The sequence below is a fragment of the Parasphingorhabdus sp. DH2-15 genome (genome assembly GCF_051668705.1).
Classification (GTDB): domain Bacteria; phylum Pseudomonadota; class Alphaproteobacteria; order Sphingomonadales; family Sphingomonadaceae; genus Alterisphingorhabdus.
Genome location: NZ_CP196351.1, coordinates 351,137 through 364,700 on the forward strand (window position 1 = coordinate 351,137; position 13,564 = coordinate 364,700).

Annotated in this window: 15 protein-coding genes; 10 read left to right on the plus strand and 5 right to left on the minus strand. The window is 50.8% G+C overall.

Going from position 1 to position 13,564, the window contains the following annotated elements; all coding sequences use genetic code 11:
* Nucleotides 1–16: 16 nt before the first annotated feature.
* The 6 genes from gspG to ACR9YC_RS01670 are packed head-to-tail and all read left to right on the plus strand — an operon-like array spanning nt 17 to nt 4,973.
* Nucleotides 17–517 (plus strand): type II secretion system major pseudopilin GspG, encoded by a 501-nt coding sequence (gspG, locus tag ACR9YC_RS01645; protein ID WP_438729056.1) that lies wholly within the window; start codon nt 17–19, stop codon nt 515–517.
* Nucleotides 504–974, plus strand: a complete 471-nt coding sequence (locus ACR9YC_RS01650) for a GspH/FimT family pseudopilin (RefSeq protein WP_438729058.1) — start codon at nt 504–506, stop codon at nt 972–974. The genes gspG and ACR9YC_RS01650 overlap by 14 nt, the downstream gene beginning before the upstream one ends.
* Nucleotides 964–2,109 carry a type II secretion system protein GspL gene (locus ACR9YC_RS01655; RefSeq protein ID WP_438729060.1) on the plus strand — a complete coding sequence of 382 codons (1,146 nt, stop codon included), beginning with the start codon at nt 964–966 and terminating at the stop codon, nt 2,107–2,109. Before ACR9YC_RS01650 ends, ACR9YC_RS01655 begins: the two co-directional genes overlap by 11 nt.
* Nucleotides 2,106–2,621 carry a type II secretion system protein GspM gene (gene gspM, locus ACR9YC_RS01660; RefSeq protein WP_438729062.1) on the plus strand — a complete coding sequence of 172 codons (516 nt, stop codon included), beginning with the start codon at nt 2,106–2,108 and terminating at the stop codon, nt 2,619–2,621. The genes ACR9YC_RS01655 and gspM overlap by 4 nt, the downstream gene beginning before the upstream one ends.
* 26 nt (nt 2,622–2,647) lie before the next feature.
* The gene (gene gspN / locus ACR9YC_RS01665) at nt 2,648–3,358 is read left to right on the plus strand and encodes a type II secretion system protein N (RefSeq protein WP_438729064.1); all 711 of its coding nucleotides are present in this window, start codon (nt 2,648–2,650) and stop codon (nt 3,356–3,358) included.
* A 58-nt stretch (nt 3,359–3,416) separates the two neighbouring features.
* Nucleotides 3,417–4,973 (plus strand): hypothetical protein, encoded by a 1,557-nt coding sequence (locus ACR9YC_RS01670; protein WP_438729066.1) that lies wholly within the window; start codon nt 3,417–3,419, stop codon nt 4,971–4,973.
* Between the two features lie 10 nt (nt 4,974–4,983).
* Here ACR9YC_RS01670 and ACR9YC_RS01675 read toward each other — a convergent pair whose 3' ends face one another.
* The gene (locus tag ACR9YC_RS01675) at nt 4,984–5,556 is read right to left on the minus strand and encodes a hypothetical protein (protein ID WP_438729068.1); all 573 of its coding nucleotides are present in this window, start codon (nt 5,554–5,556) and stop codon (nt 4,984–4,986) included.
* 286 nt (nt 5,557–5,842) lie between these two features.
* Here ACR9YC_RS01675 and ACR9YC_RS01680 point away from each other — a divergent pair, with 286 nt between their 5' ends.
* Nucleotides 5,843–6,271, plus strand: coding sequence for a hypothetical protein (locus ACR9YC_RS01680; protein WP_438729070.1), 429 nt, complete (start codon nt 5,843–5,845; stop codon nt 6,269–6,271).
* A gap of 226 nt (nt 6,272–6,497) precedes the next feature.
* Nucleotides 6,498–6,785, plus strand: coding sequence for a hypothetical protein (locus tag ACR9YC_RS01685; RefSeq protein ID WP_438729072.1), 288 nt, complete (start codon nt 6,498–6,500; stop codon nt 6,783–6,785).
* Nucleotides 6,786–6,800: 15 nt separating this feature from the next.
* Here ACR9YC_RS01685 and ACR9YC_RS01690 read toward each other — a convergent pair whose 3' ends face one another.
* The 4 genes from ACR9YC_RS01690 to ACR9YC_RS01705 all read right to left on the minus strand — a co-directional run bounded on the left by ACR9YC_RS01690 (nt 6,801) and on the right by ACR9YC_RS01705 (nt 9,663).
* On the minus strand, nt 6,801–7,382 hold the full coding sequence (locus ACR9YC_RS01690; protein WP_438729074.1) for a hypothetical protein: 582 nt from the start codon (nt 7,380–7,382) through the stop codon (nt 6,801–6,803).
* Entirely contained in the window at nt 7,352–7,618 is a 267-nt protein-coding gene (locus ACR9YC_RS01695; protein ID WP_438729076.1) for a hypothetical protein, read from the minus strand. Before ACR9YC_RS01695 ends, ACR9YC_RS01690 begins: the two co-directional genes overlap by 31 nt.
* Before the next feature lie 565 nt (nt 7,619–8,183).
* Nucleotides 8,184–8,501, minus strand: coding sequence for a DUF1330 domain-containing protein (locus tag ACR9YC_RS01700; RefSeq protein WP_438729078.1), 318 nt, complete (start codon nt 8,499–8,501; stop codon nt 8,184–8,186).
* Between the two features lie 22 nt (nt 8,502–8,523).
* Entirely contained in the window at nt 8,524–9,663 is a 1,140-nt protein-coding gene (locus ACR9YC_RS01705; protein ID WP_438729080.1) for a zinc-binding dehydrogenase, read from the minus strand.
* A 196-nt stretch (nt 9,664–9,859) separates the two neighbouring features.
* Here ACR9YC_RS01705 and ACR9YC_RS01710 point away from each other — a divergent pair, with 196 nt between their 5' ends.
* Together ACR9YC_RS01710 and ACR9YC_RS01715 are read left to right on the plus strand one after the other, a co-directional pair.
* Nucleotides 9,860–10,684 (plus strand): TauD/TfdA dioxygenase family protein, encoded by an 825-nt coding sequence (locus tag ACR9YC_RS01710; RefSeq protein WP_438729082.1) that lies wholly within the window; start codon nt 9,860–9,862, stop codon nt 10,682–10,684.
* A gap of 246 nt (nt 10,685–10,930) precedes the next feature.
* The gene (locus tag ACR9YC_RS01715; protein ID WP_438729084.1) at nt 10,931–13,381 is read left to right on the plus strand and encodes a ligase-associated DNA damage response DEXH box helicase; all 2,451 of its coding nucleotides are present in this window, start codon (nt 10,931–10,933) and stop codon (nt 13,379–13,381) included.
* Nucleotides 13,382–13,564: the final 183 nt, after the last annotated feature.

Consider the following 13,564-nt stretch of genomic DNA (forward strand, 5'->3'; position numbering starts at 1 on the left):
AGGACCGAATAAAATTATGGGAATGATGGACAATAAGAACAGTAAGCTAGCCGAAATGGCCGGCACAGATGTTGATAACAGCAAGCGCAAAAAACAGCGTCAAAATGGCTTTACGCTGGTGGAATTGCTGGTGGTTATCTTCATCCTGGGGCTGCTTGCGACCATTGTTGCGATCAATGTTCTGCCTGCACAAGATACCGCATCTATCACCACGACCAAGGCCAATATCCGCAATTTGGAGCAGGCGCTTGAGACATATCGGCTGGACCATAATCGGTATCCCGATATGGCGGATGGACTGCAGGCGTTAAAGACCGCGCCAGCATCACTGGGCGCATCTGCGCGTTATCCGGCGGGCGGCTATATTCGCGGCGAACTTCCCAAAGACCCATGGGGCAACCCCTATCGATATGTCGTGCCCGGCCCTAGCGGGACACCTTATGCGGTATATTCACTAGGCGCAGATGGACAGCCCGGCGGCAATGACTTGGATGCAGATATCTATGCCGGTGAGTAAAACCTCTCCTATCTTTGCGAAACCCAATGGGTTTACGCTTATCGAATTGCTGATCGTCATTGCGATTATTGGCATGGCGACGGCTGCTATTGTGCTGACCTTGCCCGGCCGTGCTCAGGCCATTCAACAGGATGCAGAGAGTTTGGCAACGCGATTATCCGCAGCGCGTGATCAGGCCGTTATAGGCGGTCAGCCGGTTGCTATATGGGTGGGGGTTAATGGTTATGGTTTTGAAGCACGGCGTGATGGTGAATGGCTGCCCATAACACAGCGCAATCTGGCCAATATTGCATGGCGCGGTGATATTCAGGCAGATGTTGCCAATGGTGAGCGTATGCGCATTGCCTTTGATAATACCGGCCTGCCCAATCAGGGCATGGATGTTGTCTTGCGCAGCGCCGAGGGCGTAGCGCAAATTTCGGTCAACGATTTGGGTGAGATAGACATTGTCCGTTGATGGCATCCATCTGATTATATCGCCCATTGATGCTGCTGGCGGTGGAGCGGTTGCGCATTATGCTTGGTGGAAGGTTATGGCTGGCCGGATAGTGCAATATGGCCGCGATAGTGATGTGCTGGCAGCATCCGGCTTCACACAGGGCGCTGAGCCAGACCGTGTGACATTGCTGCTGTCCAATGATGATGCCGCAGTGCGAGTACACCGCTTTGCCGATATAACCCCGCAACAGGCCATAGCCGCTGCACAGGCCGAGGCATTGAACGCAGCGATAGATGCTAATGATGATATGCACAGTGCAGCAGCGCTTTTTGAACATAGCTCGGTAGCAATAGCTGCCGTCTCTGCTGTAGTGCGTAAAAGCGTGTTGCAGACCCGTTTGACGCAGTTGCAGGATATGGGGCTTACACCCGATCATGTGGTGCCCGCAGCAACGTTGATGCCTTTGCCAGAAAGCGGTTATGCATGTTTTGCATTGGCTGATCACAATTATCTGCTGGGGCAGGACTTGGCCGCTGCGGATGACCGCGCCTTGCGACAGGCATTGCTTATTGATCAAGAGCCAGAGCTTTTGGATGAGGATAGGGTGCATGCAGCGCTGGCGGATTTGCCTTCAGCGCATCTGCCCGATTTGCGTCACGGTGCATTCGCCAAGCAGATGTCTAACGCATATATGACCCCTGTCAGGGCAAAATGGTTGGCTGGGATGGCCGCCGCCTTGCTGATCATCACTCTATTGATACCGGCGGTTCGGCTCTGGATATATAGCAGTGCCGAAGATGCAGCTATATCGGCAGTTTTGACGAAAGTTCAGGCCGATTTTCCTGCAGCAACGGATTTGGGCACTGCACGCAATCTGGTCGATGATGCGCTTGCGCGGCGCGGTGCAGGGGCGAGTATATTCTCTGTGCCTGCTGCTGCTTTGTTGCGTGCGCTGGAGGAAAGCAAGGGCATTGTGTTGCAAGATCTGGCCTATCAACCCGGAGGTGTGGTTGCGGCACGAATAAGCGCCGAAAACACTGAAAATGTACGGTTGTTTATGGAAGACTTGCAGATAAACCAAGGTTTCACTCTGACATGTCAGCAATGTGATCAACCTGGCCAGACGGTTTTTGATATAACGGTGCGCGGATGATAGACTCTGCAAAAAACTGGTTTTGGGCATTGACGCGCAGGGAGCAGATATTGCTGGGCATTGCGGCTGGCCTGTTGCTCTTTATCATAGTGGTTTTTGGCATAGTTCGACCACTTTGGGTGGGTAGTTTTGCCGCAGAGCGCAGCTATCAGGACAGCGCCTATAAGGCAGCACAGCTTGATGCGCGCTATGCTATATTGCAATCTGCTCCGCAGCGCGCGCCTGCCCCGGCGGGCAATTTGGTGCAGACTTTGGCTACCGATGCCAGTCAGCGCGGTATCACTCTGGATAGCAATAGTGCGAGCGGTGCAGATGGAGCATTGGTGGCGATTGAGGGCGTTAACCCTAACAGTTTTCTGCAATGGTCGCTGGCTCTTGAGGCGAAGGGCATCATACTCACCCAATTGTCAATGCGTCCGCTGTCACCCACACCGTCTGTCGCCGGAAATGCCTCTAACTCTGTACAAAATGTGTCAGTACGTGCTGTCTTTTCGCGCGCTGCAAACAACTAAAATAGCCCCATTATTCGGAGACTCTGATGCGCCGCCTTATTATCACTCTTCTGGTTTTGCTCTGCATCATAGGGGCGGCTTTAGCATTCTTCCCCATGCGCTTGGCTATTGGTTTGGCCGGTGTCGATAAGGCAGGCTTTGCGGCACAGCAAGTGAGCGGCAGTATTTGGAATGGGCGGTTAGAAAATGCGCAATTTCGCGGTATTGATCTGGGCAATTTGGAGGCGGGGCTGGAACCTTCCACCCTGTTGGGAAAGCCATCAATAGCGGTACGCCGGGCCAATGCAGAAGGTGAGGAATTTACCGCACGGTTAAGTGGATCGGCAGGAAAATTGGTGGTGGAGGATGCGATGGGGGACATTCCCCTTGCAGCAATGTCCGGCAGAATACCCGTGTCTACAGCCCATATTGATGACGGCAATATCACCCTTGATAATGGTCGCTGTGTTTCTGCTTCGGGTAATATTCGCGTTAAGCCCAGTGGATTGTTCGCGCGCTTTGTGGCGCAGCAGGGTTTGCTAGGAACGATCAGCTGCCAAGGTGACAATCTGTCAATGCAGGTTGCGAGCGCCGAAGATGGTACGCAATTGCTTATCTCTATCGACCCGCAAAGGCGCTATGTCATGACTCTCGCATTAGCAGGGCAAGCGCCGGAATTGGCGATTGCATTGCAAAGATTGGGTTTTGCAAAAACTGGCGACAAGCTGTCGATCAGCCATTCGGGTGTCTTGCGCTAGGCCGATTGCGCTCTAGAAGTATCCTATAAATATAAAATAAGATTGAGAGGCACAGCCAATGGTTGATCGCAATATTCCCATTATCGTCGGTGTTGGACAGGTCATGCAGCGCTGGAGCGATGGAGATGCGGCCAATGCGCCTTCGCCGCAAAGCCTGATGGCTGATGCTGTTGCCGCGGCATTGGCTGATACAGGGCAGGGTGATGCCGTAGGCAGTGCAGCCGATATGGTAATGGTCACCCGTATTTTTGCTGATTCCCTGCCCGGTGACCAGCATCCATTTGGCAAGTGTACTTCCTTACCGCGCACTGTAGCGCGGCTATCTGGTCTGTCGCCTCAGCGTGCGGTGTACAGTCACGTCGGCGGCAATGTCCCACAGGCTTTGGTCAATGAACAGGCTGCTGTCTTGCATGAAGGAACGGTCAAGCTGGCCGTATTGACTGGCAGCGAAGCCATAGCGGCTATGAAAACGGCACTGCGCGGCGGTATCACGCTCGACTGGTCCGATGACACACATGGTGAGACGGAAGATCGTGGCATGGGCGATATGCTGCTTGATATGTATGAGCTGGGAAACGGGCTGGGTGCACCGCCGCTCACCTATCCTTTGTTTGAACATGGACTGCGTAGCCGACTTGGCCGCACGCGCGATGAACATTTGCAAGATATGTCGCGGCTTTGGGCCGGTTTTGCAAAGGTTGCTCGCGATAACCCTTATGCGCAATTTGATCAGGACTATGATGCCGCGTTTCTGGCAACGCAATCTGCTGCAAATTATCCGGTTTCTGACCCTTATTTGAAATGGCACGTTGCTCAAGATGCGGTCAATCAGGGCGCGGCTGTTATTATGACCACCATTGGTGAAGCCGAACGTCTGGGCATAGCGCCGGAGAAATGGATATATCTTCACGGCTCTGCAGAGGCGAAGGATTATTTGGTCAGCAAACGTCCTGACCTGTCACGTTCAAAAGCCATTGAGGCCAGTCTTTCTATGGCGCTTGAGCGGGCCAATAAAGACACAGCATCTATTGGCCATTATGATCTTTATAGCTGCTTTCCATGTGCAGTAACATTGGCCGTAGAGGCATTGGGGCTGGATGATGAGACCGCTGAGCTTACCGTAACAGGGGGGCTGCCTTTCTTTGGCGGAGCGGGCAATAATTACTCAATGCATGCCATAGTCTCTATGGTAGAAAAATTGCGTGCAGCACCGGAAGATTTTGGCCTTGTTCTTGCCAATGGGGGCTTTCTCTCCAAAGAGGCTGTTGGCATATATTCCGCCCAGCCCAGCGATTATATTCCGCAGCTGGTTGATAATCAAACGCAAGCGGAAGTGGATGCGCAACCAGAGATGCAGCGATTAGAACAGGACTGCACAGGTGTGATTGAAAGCTATACCATTGGTTATAGCAAAGGCAGCATGGCGCGTGCAGCCATTTGCGCCAGAGTGGAAACTGATGATCATATAGCGCGCATTGTTGCCGCCACGCCGCGCGGCGATGCTGCACTTGCTCTGTTACAGCAGCTTGGTCCAGATGCGCCGGATCCGATTGGCCGTAAAGTCGCTATCGTCAATGATGGCATGCGCAACATTATCGATGCGGTTTTTGACTAAAGTCTTACTGTTAATTGTCTGTTTTGGCTTTTGCCGCGTGATCTGAGGCTGCTTGACGATGTGTGATAAACAGATGTGCAGCATCATGCAGATCGCGAAAAAGATGGCGGCGTATCAGGACATTTCTGCGCCTGTCCAAAATAGCCGCAGTGCCGATAAGCATATTGTTGGTACCGTAAACGGGAACCCCTACTAAGAAGCGCCTGTCGCCAAGTCCTTTTGGCCCTTGGACAGCGGAAAAATAGGAATCATTGGCGATATCTGACTTGAAATAGGCACCATTTCGGCATCGTGCGTGACAGGCCCGCGATAATTTTCCCAACATGCGTCCAGGTGCTAAGCCAAAGGCATCATAAATTAAAACGTCTTCACTTTCCATAATGGTGATCATCACGATAGGGACGCCCAGATATGTGGCCAATTTGGTGGTCGAACTTATATCATATCCGGTAGTGTGGGGTTGTGCAGACTCTACAGGCGGTTCTTTGCGTCTGTCAGATGTTGCAGTGGAATAGGTTTGCTGTTCGGGGTTTTTAGAGGGATATGTTGTTTCCTGAAAATGACTTGTACCTTTGCCATGCATTTTATTGCAACCCGTCTTGCTTTGTGTGCGACACTGATATGCTAAACGGTAAGTAGATCGTTTTTTATAGTGCAAAACTCAATAATAAGATGATTATATTTTATTTTACGGTTTTTTTCAGTGAAAATATTGAGAAAGTCCGATCCACTTTACTATAGTTTTTGTTATATAATTTGCTTTTTCTTAACCAATATGTTCATAGGTAACATTGTGTGTTACCCGTAACGAATCTTAGAATTGCGTCGTTACGGCCTTTTCACTCTCAAACTTCTGGTGGTGGGAATTTATGAGCAATGATGATTTCAGCGTCGGAGGAAGCGAGCATCTTCAGCTCTGCCTTGAACGCGATCGTCTGCTTAGCACGCCGGAATTTTCTCGATCGCCAGTGATGAGCAAGCTTTTGAGCTTTTTGGTAGCGTATAAGCTGGAGGGCAACACGCAGCCTTTAAAAGCCTATAGTATCGCGGTGGAAGCGTTGGGTCGTAGTGAGGATTTTGACCCGCAAACTGATAGCTACCCCCGTGTAATTATGGGGCGTTTGCGCAAGCTGATTGATAACCATTATTTGCGCAATCCCAGCTCCACACGCCTTTCAATACCGCTTAATCAATATGAAGTTGTCTTAGAAGGTGCATCATCAGACGAACCGCCAAAGCCTATGAGCGTGAAGGCGCACCCATTCAGGATAACGGCGTTCCTGCTGCGCCTATCGTGAATGATGCGTCAGACAATATGCCAGCTGGCAGCCAGCAGACACAGGCGTCCATTGCGGCTATGTCAGCTTCTACTATGCCAACCCCTACAATGTCTGCACCAACTGCTCCTGCACAATACGCTCCCACGCTATTTATCTTGCCGGTTGTAACGAAGAACGCGCTGAAAGTTTAGCAGAACGCGCTATTGCCTTAGATCCCAATGTTGACTTAGGCGTTTATGCTGTATTGGCTTTTCTGCGCTATAAGCAAGGCAATTTTGATGAAGCCTATCAGCTGTCAAACCGAAAACTCGACGACTCTTCTCGGATTGACCCAGGTTTGCAAATCACAAGTACGCTTTCCGCACTTGCGATTGGGAGAAGGCAAGAAGCGGAAGAGACTTGGCAGCAGTTGAATTTAGCTCTTGGGTTGCCGCATAATACCAGGCCTGCTCAACTACTCGAATCCTATATCGTAAACCCCAATTTAAGAGCAGCGGTTTTGAAAGAATTTTCAAAATATGATTTCCCCTGAGCGGGGCTCATATATTTATGCCGCTATGCATTCTTCTTGTAGTTTTCCGCTCTGATAACTTTCCATCAGATTGCGCTGGGTAATATATTCTGCTGCCTTTTCACGCAGTTTTTTTATGGAATAGCCGCGCGTCATAACATTGGAACTGCGATCAAGTACGGCCACGGTTCCGATAAGTTCTCCATCATCGTTATAAACAGGTACGCCGACGAAGAAGTGATGCAGGCCGATATCTGCAAGCTGGCAGATTTCTGAAAATTCTTCATCGCGGGAAATATCGGCTTTTAGATAAGCACCATCCTGACAGCGATCATGGCTAACTTTCGACAGCCTGCCCAAGGCACGTCCGGGTGCGAGGCCAAAAGAATGGTAGGTAAGCAGGTTATTTGCTTCGACCATGGTGACCAAGACTATGGGCGCTCCAATGCTTTGCGCCAATTGCGACGGTGTAGAAATGGGTCCAACAGGCTTATCCGCATAAGGTGAATGCATTTTTAGGTCGCGGCTGATTAAGCGGCTTAAAATTGCCGAGCCTTGACGATTGTCAAAGCTGTCATTGCCATAATTCACTGCATGTCTATTGTTATAATCAAGCATTTGCTGTGGTCCTTATCTGTGCTGCTATCATTGTTGGCCGTATTCTTTGCATCGCCATCACATGGGCGTTGAATTTCGCTGATCTGGTAATTCTGCTCAATGTCTGTCTTGTCTTGGTCCGCATCTTTACCGGCTGAGCCTCTCTCAATCTCTTGGGTCGAAACAAATTGATTGGTAATCTTTGCTGATGCCGTTGCAGTGACCTGCTGGGCATATGCAGCGCTTGATCCCATCATGATTGAGACGATCATTAGGCTTGCTGAAATTGCCTTAATCAAAGGCGGGCAAGTAAACACAAAACTCCCTTTCAAAGACGCGCGCCATCGCCCGTATAAGAACGGCAGAAACGCGGTTTGTTTTAGAAAATCTGGGTGAAGATGCGGTGGGATACATCCTCACCCAGAAGTTATGTCTGTAATCCGACCAGATAGATTACAGTATGAAGATCCTGCGTTGACGGATGTTTTGGTTGGTCAGTAGCCGCGGCTTTTTGACCATCCAAACCGGTAAGGGGGAAACCCGTCATCGCTTTGTTGAACCCTTTATGAGGGGGTTTGCGTGGCTTTCGGAGTAAGAAACAGCAAAAGTCACTCGTGATACGCTTGGCGTACTCACAAGTGACTGTTTTTAATAGATAAAGTGAGGAGTATCTATCGCCACATCAAAGCAAAATTAAGTGCTTCTTAAACTTTGCTGTTGCTTTGAACGGGAGTATCATTTCGTTTTTGCAACGAATTTGACAATAATATTATTGGGTAAGATGCCATGCCTATTGGCTGAAGAAAATAATTTGAGCTTAAATCAGCTGCCCAAATTTTCTAGCATATCCGCAGTAATAGCTTTGACCAGAATAGAATTTGCGGTGCTGGCGGCTAAGCGGTGCTTTGCAATGGCTTGATAGTCGGGAGACGTCATCCACGCCATAGCCTGTTCTTTACTTGGAAATTCAATGAGGACCGAGCGTGTGGCAGTAAATTCACCTTCCAGCACCATCGGTTCTTCATCAATACTCAGCATTACGCCGTCAAATTTGGCGAATACCTCCATAAAGCCAGCTTCATAGCGCTTATAGCCTTCACGATCATGGATGGTCAGTTGAGCAATTGCATAGACGGTCATTATGCGTATTCCTTTGCTATGTTTACAGACCCTGTTGCGGGCAGACGAGAAACTTCTCGCCAGTGGCTTTGGCATTATATTTTGCAACTGTCTCTGCTTGCAAAGCATCAATCATGGAGATCTCGTCGGTATAATTGCTAGCAAATGTTGTGGTCAGCTCTTCCGCGACACGGGCGCGCAGGCGGGCGGCAACGTCCATTCCGGCTTTTGCCAAGAAATTGGGAAGCAGGAATGCGCCGACACCCCATGCAAAGCCATAGCTGCGGGAAAGAACGGTTGGCGCTACTTCCAGACCGCCATAAATATAGACCTGCTTATGCTTAGTGGAGCCGTAAATGCTGTAATCGCTTGGCGTGCGGGCCGCGGCCATTTCCATTGCGGTTAAGATGTCAGATGCCAATGTGCCGCCACCAGTGGCATCAAATGCCAATGTCGCACCGGTTTCGTGCACAGCGTCGGTCAATTGCGCCATAAAGTCGTCATCAGAGCTGTTCACAACATATTTCGCGCCCATGGCTTTGAGCAGATCAGCCTGTTCGGTCTTGCGGACGATATTGACCAGATCAACACCATCAGCAGCACAAATGCGGTTGAGCATTTGGCCCAGATTGGACGCTGCGGCAGTGTGGACCAACGCTTTATGGCCTTCCATCTTCAACACTTCGACCATGGAGAGGGCAGTAAGCGGGTTCACAAAGCATGACGCGCCGTCCTTGGCGCTGTGCTCATCTTTAAGCGGCAGGGCCATCATCGCCGGAACACAGCGATATTGGGCATACATGCCGCCGCCCATAATCGCCACAGTCTTGCCGATCAGGCTTTGCGAATAATCATCATCGCCAGCCGCAACAACAGTACCAGCACCCTCATTGCCAACCGGCAAGTTCTGGCCGATGCGTGCTTTCATAACCTGCATGCCTTGAGGCGAAACGCTGGCGCTTAATACACTGTCTGCACCGCTGTTTGATGTGGTTGCTTTGTCCATATCGGTCCAACCAAACATCACGCCCAGATCCGACGGATTGATAGGTGTTGCCTCCACGCGAACCAGAATCTCGCCGGTTTTTGGCGTTGGCAGGTCTTTTTCAACCAGTTCAAGACGCAATTCAGCATCCGCCGTAACAGTGGACAGCATTTGTTTATAGGTAGCAGGAAGGGCCATTTTATATCCTCTATGATATTGCAATATGTTGTTATGTTGGTGTCACGCTGAACCAAATTCGCCGCTGTGACAATGGCTGCCGCAGCTTTTTTGCCGGTTTCCTATTCGATATTTTTTATGACAGTTGGTAAATTTGCCCCTTTGCGCTGGGCATGGCATGTTCTGCAAAAATACAGAATAGGCGGCGGAGGATATTATGAGAATTGAACCATCTAGCGAGGCAGTGGGCGCAGAAGTGCATGATGTGGACTTGCGCAATATGGATGATGCGCAATTTGTTTTGTTGAGAAACGCCTTTTTCGATCATGGCGCATTATTTTTCCGTAACCAATATCTGTCGCCAGAGGATCATATTGCCTTTGCTGAGCTTTGGGGAGGGATCAATATCAACCGCTTCTTCACGCCGGTTGATGGTTATCCGCAAATTGCCCAAGTCCTGAAAGAGCCAGACCAGACGGTGAATATTGGCGGCGGTTGGCATACGGATCATAGCTATGATCATGTGCCGGCAATGGGGTCGATATTATATGCGCTGGAAACCCCATCAGAGGGAGGCGATACACTCTTTGCGGGTATGCAGGCTGCGTATGAGGCTTTGGATGACAATATGAAGCAGCGCTTGGACGGGTTGCAGGCTTTGCATGGTAATGCGCATATTTTTGGCAAGCAATCGGATTATCGCGATGAAGTGGGTGACCGGTTTGGTAATCAGGACAAGGCAGGGCAGGAGGCCGTACACCCTATCGTGCTCGCCCATCCAGAAACCGGCAAAAAGGGTCTCTATGTCAATCCAGCCTTTACCTTGCGTGTCATTGATATGGACGCGCAGGAGAGTGCCGACCTTTTGACGCAGCTTTATGCGCATATCATGCAGCCGCAATTTCATTTTCGGTGGCAATGGTCACCGGGTTCGCTGGCCATGTGGGATAATCGGTCAACATGGCATTATGCGATGAATGATTATCACGGCCATCGCAGGTTGCTGCATCGCATCACGGTCGAGGGCGTAGCGCTGCATTAATCTGTGCTGGAAAAGTAAAAGCCCGGCGGTCCAAGAGGGGGGAGGGACCGCCGGGCTGGTAATTTTGCTGCTCCCAAAGGGTGAGGGAGGAGTTGAGAATGAGAGCAGCAAACTCGTTACATTAGGCATTTCGTCGGCCGCTCTTATTCGGTTACACTGCATCAATTTTTTTCTTAATTTTATTTTTTGCCCGGTTTCGCCGATCTATGGTTGACCTTATCGCCGGTGGACCAGACATTGGCTGTAATGACCACAATTCCCCTTCAAACGCTTTCTGATGCGTCTGTTCCAGATATTCTGAAAGATTGGTTTTCCCAGCGAGGCTGGCTGCCAAGACGCCATCAGTTAGAGATGTTGTCAGTCGCTGGGCAGGGCGATCATGCTTTGTTGGTTGCCGACACAGGGGCCGGTAAAACGCTTGCAGGCTTTTTGCCGACACTAGCTGATCTCATTGCCGCGCCAGACCATGACGGGCTGCACACGCTCTATATATCACCGCTCAAAGCCTTGGCGCATGACATTAAGCGCAATCTGGAAACGCCTATTGCCGAAATGGGGTTGGATATCACGATTGAGACACGCAGCGGTGACACACCATCTGATCGCAAGGCCCGTCAAAGATCACGCCCACCCAATATCTTGCTGACCACACCGGAATCGCTAAGTCTGCTGATAAGCTATCCGGAAAGCGAAACATTATTTTCTGGTTTGAAGCGCATCATTATCGATGAGGTTCACGCCTTTGCGGTTGGCAAACGCGGTGATCTTCTGGCGCTCGCCTTGTCGCGATTGCAGGCGATTAACCCGAAAGTTCAGCGCGTGGCTCTCTCGGCCACGGTTGCCGATCCGGATGCTTTTCTCGGCTGGCTTGCGCCCAACGGTGACTTGGAAAATGTGCAGCTGGTCAAAGGCGAAAGCGGCGCGCCGCCGGATCTGGATATCATGCTACCAGAGGGACGCGTGCCATGGTCAGGTCATAGCGGACATTATGCCATCCCGCAGATTCTGGAAGAGGTGCGGCGCAATAAGCTGACACTGATATTTTGCAATACACGGTTTTTGGCTGAGTTTATTTTTCAGGCTATATGGAATGCAAATGAAGACGGACTGCCCATCGGCATTCATCATGGCTCTTTGGCAGTGGAGGCGCGGCGCAAGGTAGAGGGCGCTATGGCGCGCGGAGAATTACGGGCATTGGTTGCTACGGCATCGCTTGATTTGGGCGTCGATTGGGGTGATGTGGACTGCGTTATCCAAATGGGCGCGCCCAAAGGGTCTTCACGGCTTTTGCAGCGTATCGGCCGCGCCAACCACCGGCTGGACGTCTCCAGTAAGGCTTTGCTGGTGCCTGGTAACAGGTTTGAGTTTCTGGAAGCGCAGGCCGCTTTTGATGCGGTTGCGGCGGGACAGCGCGATGGTGAGCCTTTCCGCGCTGGCGGGCTCGACGTATTGGCGCAGCATATTATGGCGCAGGCTTGTGCTGGACCGTTTCACGAAGATAAATTATTTGCAGAAATTGTTTCTGCCCAGCCTTATGCAAAGCTGACGCGTGATGAATTTCACCGTGCCTTAGGCTTTGTGGAAAATGGCGGATATGCGCTGAAAGCCTATGATAAGTTTAAGCGGTTGCGGCGCGATGCAGATGGCGTCTGGCATCTGGTTCATCCGCGTTTTGCGGCCCAACACAGGTTAAATGCCGGCATCATCATAGACGCAGCGATGCTGGATGTGCGCTTCAAAAATGGTCGCAAACTGGGCCGGGTTGAAGAAAATTTCGCTGCGCAGCTCTCACCTGGAGATACGTTTTTCTTTGCGGGTATGAGCCTTGAGGTAGAGCGGATTAAGGACATGGACGTGCTGGTACGTGCGGCGAAAAAAGCTGCGCAAATACCCAGCTATATGGGTGCGCGCATGCCGCTCACGACCCATTTGTCTGACCGTGTGCGTGAAATGCTGACGGACCGTGCAGGTTGGGGCCGTTTTCCTGATGATGTTCGCGAATGGCTGGAGATGCAAGATTGGCGCTCGCATCTGCCGGAACCCGGGCAATTGCTGGTCGAGACATTCCCGCATCATGATCGGCACCATATGGTGTGTTACCCTTTCGAAGGCTGGAACGCGCACCAATCATTGGGCATGTTGCTGACACGGCGGATGGAGGATCGCGGGCTGGAGCCGCTGGGCTTTGTTGCCAATGATTATGCGCTGGCAGTCTATGGCCTAAAGCCGATTACTGACCCGGGGCCTTTATTTTCGGCCGATATACTGGCCGATGAATTTACCGACTGGGTGCAGCGCAGCTATTTGCTGAAACGTGCTTTTCGCGAAGTTGCCGTGATTAGCGGATTGGTTGAGCGACAACATCCGGGCAAGCGCAAGACCGGCAAGCAGGTAACATTTTCAACCGACCTGATTTTTGATGTGCTGCAAAAATATGAGCCCGAGCACATTCTCATGCAGGCCGCATGGGCCGATGCGCGAGCGCGTATGACCGATGTCGGCAGATTGGGCGATTTGATGGATCGTGCTCAGGACAGCATCATCCATATTGATCTTGACCGTGTCAGCCCATTGGCTGTGCCCGTTTTGGCTATGATTGGCCGAGAAGCAGTGCCTCAAGGCGCAGCTGATGATAGCCTGTTATTGGAGGCGGAAAGTCTGGCAGCAGCAGCTATGCGCAGCGATGATATGGAGTGATTAAGCGCAAAACCATGGGTAATCACAGACAATAAAAGAAAAATTATAAAGCAAAAACAAGGGTTCGCATATTCTCCTACAATTGCACCTTGAAAAATTGTTTAGAGCACTAATATTTAGTAGGCAATGACAATTGATAACCATAATTTTTTCGTTAATAATGAAACTGGAAAGCACGCACGT

Bases quoted from the DNA above. Each gene is read 5' to 3' on its own strand.
- gspG (WP_438729056.1), top strand. From the start codon at position 17: ATGGGAATGATGGACAATAAGAACAGTAAGCTAGCCGAAATGGCCGGC.
- gspN (WP_438729064.1), top strand. From the start codon at position 2,648: ATGCGCCGCCTTATTATCACTCTTCTGGTTTTGCTCTGCATCATAGGG.
- ACR9YC_RS01650 (WP_438729058.1), top strand. From the start codon at position 504: ATGCCGGTGAGTAAAACCTCTCCTATCTTTGCGAAACCCAATGGGTTT.
- ACR9YC_RS01700 (WP_438729078.1), bottom strand. From the start codon at position 8,501: ATGACCGTCTATGCAATTGCTCAACTGACCATCCATGATCGTGAAGGC.
- ACR9YC_RS01680 (WP_438729070.1), top strand. From the start codon at position 5,843: ATGAGCAATGATGATTTCAGCGTCGGAGGAAGCGAGCATCTTCAGCTC.
- ACR9YC_RS01715 (WP_438729084.1), top strand. From the start codon at position 10,931: ATGACCACAATTCCCCTTCAAACGCTTTCTGATGCGTCTGTTCCAGAT.
- ACR9YC_RS01705 (WP_438729080.1), bottom strand. From the start codon at position 9,663: ATGGCCCTTCCTGCTACCTATAAACAAATGCTGTCCACTGTTACGGCG.
- ACR9YC_RS01695 (WP_438729076.1), bottom strand. From the start codon at position 7,618: ATGATGGGATCAAGCGCTGCATATGCCCAGCAGGTCACTGCAACGGCA.
- ACR9YC_RS01710 (WP_438729082.1), top strand. From the start codon at position 9,860: ATGAGAATTGAACCATCTAGCGAGGCAGTGGGCGCAGAAGTGCATGAT.
- ACR9YC_RS01670 (WP_438729066.1), top strand. From the start codon at position 3,417: ATGGTTGATCGCAATATTCCCATTATCGTCGGTGTTGGACAGGTCATG.
- ACR9YC_RS01675 (WP_438729068.1), bottom strand. From the start codon at position 5,556: ATGCATGGCAAAGGTACAAGTCATTTTCAGGAAACAACATATCCCTCT.
- ACR9YC_RS01690 (WP_438729074.1), bottom strand. From the start codon at position 7,382: ATGCTTGATTATAACAATAGACATGCAGTGAATTATGGCAATGACAGC.
- gspM (WP_438729062.1), top strand. From the start codon at position 2,106: ATGATAGACTCTGCAAAAAACTGGTTTTGGGCATTGACGCGCAGGGAG.